4 protein-coding genes are annotated in these 7,751 nt (G+C 32.2%); 3 read left to right on the plus strand and 1 reads right to left on the minus strand.

Features of this window, described 5'->3' with window-relative positions:
- Positions 1-321: 321 nt before the first annotated feature.
- Positions 322-753: a MarR family winged helix-turn-helix transcriptional regulator gene (locus ACTCDL_RS12565; protein ID WP_463177171.1), complete on the plus strand. Its 432-nt coding sequence runs from the start codon at positions 322-324 to the stop codon at positions 751-753.
- Between the two features lie 24 nt (positions 754-777).
- On the plus strand, positions 778-2,163 hold the full coding sequence (locus tag ACTCDL_RS12570) for an MATE family efflux transporter (RefSeq protein WP_463177173.1): 1,386 nt from the start codon (positions 778-780) through the stop codon (positions 2,161-2,163).
- 248 nt (positions 2,164-2,411) lie between these two features.
- Here the strand turns inward: ACTCDL_RS12570 and ACTCDL_RS12575 are convergent, their stop codons facing one another.
- A complete protein-coding gene (locus tag ACTCDL_RS12575) occupies positions 2,412-4,157 on the minus strand; it encodes an Rqc2 family fibronectin-binding protein (RefSeq protein ID WP_463177175.1) in 1,746 nt (581 codons plus the stop codon).
- 336 nt (positions 4,158-4,493) lie between these two features.
- Here ACTCDL_RS12575 and ACTCDL_RS12580 point away from each other — a divergent pair, with 336 nt between their 5' ends.
- On the plus strand, positions 4,494-7,217 hold the full coding sequence (locus tag ACTCDL_RS12580) for a calcium-transporting P-type ATPase, PMR1-type (RefSeq protein ID WP_463177178.1): 2,724 nt from the start codon (positions 4,494-4,496) through the stop codon (positions 7,215-7,217).
- The last annotated feature ends 534 nt before the right edge of the window (positions 7,218-7,751 follow it).

Below are 7,751 nucleotides of genomic sequence, written 5' to 3' on the forward strand. Positions count from 1 at the left end.
TTGCCATTGTAGACACATCCTTTCTTTCTACTTATTATTCTAATATTTTCGATTAAATGTGTCTACTATATTATACTAACACCATGATTCCAGATTCCCGATTCCTGAAACGAAAGTGTCACACTATCTTTCTATTGTTTCATTCTAAAGTTGGATGACTATATATACCGATATTTAATTATTATAATGTACTAATGTACTCAAATATTACATTATAAGAATATATTAAACTGGAAGTTTAGATAATAGTTGACAAGTAAACTAAATTTATTGTATACTAAAAATAGTTGAAGGGTGAACTATTTTTGGAGGTAGAGAGTTATGATAAGAGAAAGAATTGGTAAATATTTAAGTATGACCCATAGAGCACATGCAGTCTTATTAGATAAGAAATTAGAGCCTTATGATATTAGTCATGGACAGATCTTTCTTTTAATGTCTTTATATAGAAGGGAAGGAGTTTGTCAACATAGTTTATGTCAGACTTATAATCTTAATAAATCTGCTGTGAGCAAAGGGATTAAGAAATTAGAAGCAGTTGGTTTTATAACTAAAGAGGCTGACCTAGATGATAGGCGTAAAAGACTACTATACTTAACTGCTAAAGCTAAAGAATTTAAACCTAAATTTATTAAAATATTAAATTCGGTAGAAAGTGAAATGAAAGAAGGCTTAACTCAAGATGAATTAGAGAATTATCTAATTACAACTAAAAAGATGTATGAGAATTTAAAGAATAAATTAGATGATTAAAAGATAATTTAAGGGGGAATAATTATGAAAGTTAATAAGAACTCCGATAGGTTAGGAGAAGAAGCGATTGTGCCATTATTATTGAAACTATCGATTCCTGCAATTATTGGAATGGCAGTGCAAGCATTATATAATGTGGTAGATAGTATCTATATTGGTCATTTAAGTACTGAAGCTTTATCTGCATTATCCTTAGCTTTTCCAATTCAGATGGTTTTAATTGCAGTGGGAGTTGGAACAGGAGTTGGTGCCAATTCCTTAATCTCTAGATTATTAGGAAGAGGTGAAGGGCATAAAGCCAACAATGTAGCAGAACATGTAGTCTTCTCAGCTATTATTTATGGAATAATTACAGCTATAGTAGGAATCTTTTTTGCTGATGATTTGATTCGAATCTTTACAAGTAGTCCGACTCTAATTGATATGGGGACTAGATATATTAGAATAATCATGATTGGTTCAGTAGCAATGTTCGTTCCTATGATCTTTAATAATATCTTAAGAGGAGAGGGCAATACCTTTATTCCAATGATAACTATGCTGATTGGAGCAGTCATCAATATGGTTTTGGACCCTTTGATGATCTTTGGAATTGGGTTCTTTCCTAGCTTTGGAGTTGAAGGAGCAGCCTATGCTACAGTTATCTCTAGAATAATTAGTGGAACCTTCATTACTAGAATTATTCTAAGTGATAAGAATCAGATTCAATTAAAGCTTGAAGATTTTAATTTTGACTTAGGAGTTATTAAAGAGTTATATCAAGTGGGGGTTCCTGCTATGTTGATGCCAATTCTTGCTAGTGTGATGATGGCTGGTATGAATGTAATTGTAGCAAGTTATGATGCAACAGCTATTGCAGTGGTAGGGATTTATTTTAGATTACAATCTTTTGTTTTTATGCCCGTTTATGGTCTAGGTCAAGGGTTTATGCCTATTGTTGGCTATAATTATGGACACAACAATTTTAAGCGAATGAAGAAGACTATAATTTTTGGAATGGTAATTGGGTTTATCTTTACTATGGTAGGATTTGTAATATTTCAGTTTTTTCCTGAAGGGTTAATTAGACTTTTTAATAAAAACCAGGAATTGTTAGAGATAGGAAGTACTGCTTTAAGGAGAATTAGCCTTTCCTTTCCTGTAGTTGGAATATCCTTAATAGGTGCGACTACCTTTCAATCGATTGGTAAAGGGTTTCCAAGCTTATTATTATCATCATTAAGACAGATTGTTTTATTACTGCCGGTTATGTATTTATTAGGTCGTTTATATGGTCTATCTGCTTTATGGTTTGCTTTCCCTATTGCAGAAGGGATTTCCTTTATTATCTTAGTGCTGTGGTTGACTTTGACCTTAAAGGATTATTTTGCTAAGATAAAAGAAGGTAATAGTGTTAGTTTAAGTGACTAAAAAAGCATACCACTCGTTGGTATGCTTTTTTAGTTGGGGTAATATAGTCATCCAACTTTAGAGTGAAACAATAGAAAGATAGTGTGACACTTTGTGTCGAGTGTGAGCTATGAGTGTGAGTGTGTGTAAAACTTCTTTTTATTGGGGTTTACTCACACTCACACACCTACTCACGCTAATTTTAAAAGTGTCGCTATATATCCATTAAATTACACTGTAGACTTGGATATCTATAATATTTTTGATAATTAATCAACTTTTAAACTCTTTACAAGCTCTTCATCAGGATCAACATATAATGTTGTATAGTTCTCATAGTAAACCATTCCTGGTTTGGCTCCTTTAGCTTTTTTGACATCTTTGATTAGAGTATAATCGATAGGAACATTACTAGACTCTCTGCCTTTACTGTAAAAAGCAGCTATTTGGGCAGCTTCTAAAATAGTATTTTCAGGCAAATCTTCACCAGTATGGTTTCTAATAATAGTATGTGACCCAGGTAGGTCTTTGACATGAAGCCAAGTATCTTGATTATTGGCAATTTTTTTCGTTAATTTATCATTCTGGCGATTATTTCTTCCAACCAAGATATCATACCCATCAGTAGATTTGAATTTAAGTGGTGGCAGTTTTTTATCCCGTTTATTCTTATTCTTCTTCTGCTCTCTGATATATCCTTCTTGCACCATCTCTTCATATATCTCTTCTAAATCTTCAACACTCTCTGCCTGTGCTATATTCACCTCTAATTGATTTAAGTAATCAAGTTCGTTCTTTATTTTATATAGTTCATACTTTAAATATTTAATACTCTTTTTGGCCTTCTCATATTTTTTGAAGTATTTTTGAGCATTATCAGAAGGATTAAGCTTAGGGTCTAAAGTGATAGTAATTTCTTTATTATCATCATAATAGTTTTCTAACTTTACTTTCTTTTCACCTTTCTTTAATCTATAAATATTTGCTAGGATTAATTCACCCTTGAGTTTATATTTATCAGCATTTTTAGCCCCTTTTAATTGTCCTTTTAATTTACGGTACTTTTTATCGGCTTTTTCTTTATTATTAGAGATAACTGTTCCCATCTTGTCAGTGTAGAGGTTGACTATTCTTCGTGTAATCTTTTCAACAAAGTATACAGTCATCAATTCACTGATTGAATCATACTCTTTTTTTGGTAGGTCAAATTGTTCTAAATTTATAGAAGAGAAGGCTTCGAATTCATTGTTTTTTAAGACTAAAGTAGGATTAAAATTATTATTTCTAATAGCTTCAAAGATAGCTATAAACTCTTCTCCTAAATTATTTATCTGGTCTTGACTCTTTAATTCTTCTTGGCCATTTAAGTTAGTTCGATAAGCAATTTCATGAGCGATTAGAGGTCCAATCCCTCGATAATTATTCATGATTGCTCGGTAGATTGGTTCATTAAGATCATTTTGAAGTAATTGATTAAACTCTCCTAAATTAGTAGTTAAAGGGTTATTCTTTCCTTGCTCTGGTGGAGGAAAATATTCTTTCCCAGGTAATAATTGGCGATAACGACTTTTATTAGAGGTAATGCGTTTAATACTATCTAGTATCATCCGTTCTTGATTTAATAAGATGATATTACTGTGTCTACCCATCAACTCTATGACTAGAGTCTTATCCTCTAAATTACCCTCATTATTCATATATTGAATGGTTATCTCTAAAATTCTTTCAAAATTGGGTTGTTGAATATCTTTGATTCTTCCACTTTCAATGTGTTTTCTAAGCAACATACAGAAAGCAGGAGGGTTCATAGGGTTATCAAAGTTCTCTTTACTGATATGTACCCTTGGTTCTTGGGGGTCAGCTGAAATCAACAATTCTAGATTCTGACCAGGCTGTCTAATTCTTAAAGTTAATAGTTCAGGTTTTGGTTGATAAATCTTATCTATTCGCCCACCAATTAATCTATTTTTAAATTCATCTTTAATCGCAGCTAAAGTAACTCCATCTAAGGACATATTAACAACTCCTCTTAAATATTCTTTACATTATATAGTAACACTTAACTAACTTCTTTTCAAATGTTAAATTTCTTTTAAATCATTGTTTTTATATAGTAATCATCTTAGCTATAAAGAATACTTTTGATAAAATCTAAGCTGAATTAATACTACTGATTGTCATATTAATTATTAGATATAACTTATTTTTTATTCATCAAGGGGTAATTTTCTTTACTTTAGCTGAATAATGATAGTTATAGTTGCTATGACTTATCTTATAGTTAGAACAATTAGATCAATGTTTTTTTAATTGATTTAGTCTATTCTAATTTTAAATTAGGAGGGGGATAGATGTCTAAAAAAGATTCATATACTTCAGCAGTAGCAGATTTAGTAGAGGGATTACAGAGTAATCTTAAAAGAGGGTTGAGTTATAGACAGGTAGAAGAACGGTTAGAGTCTATTGGACCGAATAGATTACCTGACAATAGTGGCCATTCGTTATTTTCACTATTTATAGGTCAATTTCAAGATTTTATGGTATTGGTCTTAATTGTAGCAGTTATTATTTCAGGTTTTCTGGGTGAATATGCAGATGCTATTGCTATCTTATCTATTGTAATTTTAAATGCCATCATGGGGTTTGTTCAAGAATTTAGAGCAGAAAAGTCTTTGCAGGCACTAAAAGAACTCTCAGCGCCTAAAGCTAGGGTTTTGAGGGAAGGTGAGATGGAAGAGGTTGCATCAGAGGAACTTGTACCTGGTGATATAATTTTTATCGAGATTGGTGATAAGATTCCAGTAGATGCCAGAATTATTGAGAGTAGCACCTTGGAGGTTAATGAGTCATCTTTAACAGGGGAATCACTGCCAGTTGCTAAGAAGAGTTGTAATTTGACCTCTGATGTAGATATTGCAATTGGTGATAGAACAAATATGATTCATATGGGAACTGTGGTGACTAAAGGAAGGTGTAAAGCTGTAATTACTGAAACAGGGCTTGATACAGAGATGGGACAGATTGCTAATTTATTACATGAGTCAGAGGATAGTACAACACCATTACAGCAGAGATTGGAGGATTTAGGTAAAGGAATTGTTTTAATCTGTCTGTTAGCCTGTGCTGCAGTAGTAGCTTTAGGGGTAGTAAAAGGAGAACCACTTTATAAAATGTTCTTGTCAGGAGTAAGTTTAGCAGTTGCTGCTATTCCTGAGGGATTACCTGCCATTGTTACTTTGGCTTTAGCCATTGGTGTACAGAGGATGATTAAACGCAATGCAATTGTCAGGAAGTTACCTGCTGTGGAGACTTTAGGTTGTGCTACAGTAATCTGTTCCGATAAGACAGGAACGTTGACAAAAAATGAAATGACAGTACAGAAAGTCTATAGCAATGGGAGACTTTATCATTGTGAAGATGAAGAGTTTAATGAGAAAGCACTTGTCAATGCTTTAGAGATAGGAGCTATCTGTAATAATGCTAAGTTAAAGCGAAAAGGTTCACTAAATAAAAAATTCAAAGATACTTCCTATAGGAAGAGATCTAAAAGAGAGGTGATAGGTGAACCAACTGAGGGGGCATTGATTTTAGCAGCTGATGATGCAGGAATAGATAAGGAAGAATTAGACAATAGATTCTCTAAAAGAATAGAGATACCTTTTGATTCTTCTAGAAAAAGAATGTCAGTAATCGTTAAGGATAATAAAAAATATACATTATATATTAAGGGAGCACCTGATGTATTGCTGAAGAGATGTAATAGATATCTAGAAAATGGCAAGACTAGGTCGCTAGGAGAAGCTAAGAGAAAAGAGATATTAAAAGAGAATGAAAACTTAGCTAATCAAGCATTAAGAGTATTAGCGGTAGGGTATCGTGAGTTAAGTGGAAAACTTAATGAAAATAATTTAGAAAGATATGAAAATGAGATTGTCTTTGTTGGATTGATCGGAATGATTGATCCCCCTAGGCCTGAGGTTGCTAATGCGATTAGACTCTGTAAGCAGGCAGGGATAAAACCAAAGATGGTAACTGGAGATCATAAAAATACAGCAACATCTATAGCCAAAAGGTTAGATTTATTAGAGGTTGGAGATAAAGTGATAACTGGTCAAGATTTAATGAAATTAACTGATGAGCAATTAGAAAGGGATATAGATAAGATTTCAGTTTTTGCTAGAGTATCACCTCAAGACAAGTTGAGGATTGTAAAAATATTACAAAAAAAGGGGCATATTGTTGCTATGACTGGTGATGGAGTCAATGATGCTCCGGCAATCAAGGAAGCTGATATTGGAATTGCTATGGGACAAAAGGGGACAGATGTAACCCAAGAAGCATCGGCATTGATACTGGCTGATGATAATTTTGCAACTATTGTAGCAGCAGTAGAAGAAGGTAGAGGAATATATGATAATATTCGTAAGTTCATTCGATATTTATTATCATGTAATGTAGGAGAAATTTTGACTATGTTTCTCTCTTCTTTACTTGGATTGCCGTTACCCTTGATTCCAATTCAGATTTTATGGGTTAATCTAGTAACCGATGGATTACCAGCCTTAGCTTTAGGTATAGACCCAGCTGATGATGATATTATGGATAGAAGTCCTCGTCCAAAGGAGGAGAGTATCTTTGCTGGAGGATTAAAATGGAGGATTTGTGGTCAGGGTATTTTAATAGGTTTTGGAACATTGTTGGTCTTTTTGTTTGGATTGAGGTACTCTAAGTCATTGGAGACAGCTCGGACTATGGCTTTTACTAATCTGGTCATGGCACAGTTATTTTTTGTCTTTAGCTGTCGTTCTGAAAAGTACAGTATATTGCAGATTAATCCTTTTACTAATATTTATTTATTAGTAGCAGTACTTTTTTCTTTTGGGATGCATGTTATGGTATTATATTTGCCTATATTCCAAAGTTTATTTAAAACTACTTTACTAGTTAAAGGTGAGTGGGCTTTTGTTCTATTGGTTTCTGGAGGTTCTACTTTACTTATTGAGTTTATTCAATTTTGTATAAATTTATATAAGGGTGAGATAGGGGTCAATAATATAGAAGAATCTTTAAGATAGGCAAATGCCTATCTTTTCTTTATTATATGTATAATTGTTTAATGATTGAGTTATTATAAAGTAGTAGTAATGGATCTTTAACTTTTAATTTGACATCAAGTAAATTAACTGTTATTATATTAAACATTGTCTGCCAAAGATGCTTTTATTAAAAAAGTTATTTTTAATTTTTTTTGATAATTATGATTAAAAATGCTAAATTATTAGTTGTGTTATGAAATATTTATTTTAAAATTTTCTCTTGACGAGATTCAGTATTTTTGATATACTATATCTTGTCGCTTGTTAAGAAGTCTTTTCTTTTATAAAAACTTCTTGACAGAGATTATTTAAGGTGATATGATTAATGATGTTGTCGCTAAAAAACTTTTAAAAAGTTATTGACAACTGAAATGAGATTTGATAAGATATTAAATGTCGCTACTAAAGGTGGTACTAAATTTGGTCTTTGAAAACTAAACAATGCAAGTTTTGACCAAGCGTAATATAGAGCTAATCAAACTTTTGTTATTAAATGTGTATTCACATTTAAAT

It is taken from the genome of Orenia sp., assembly GCF_055140805.1.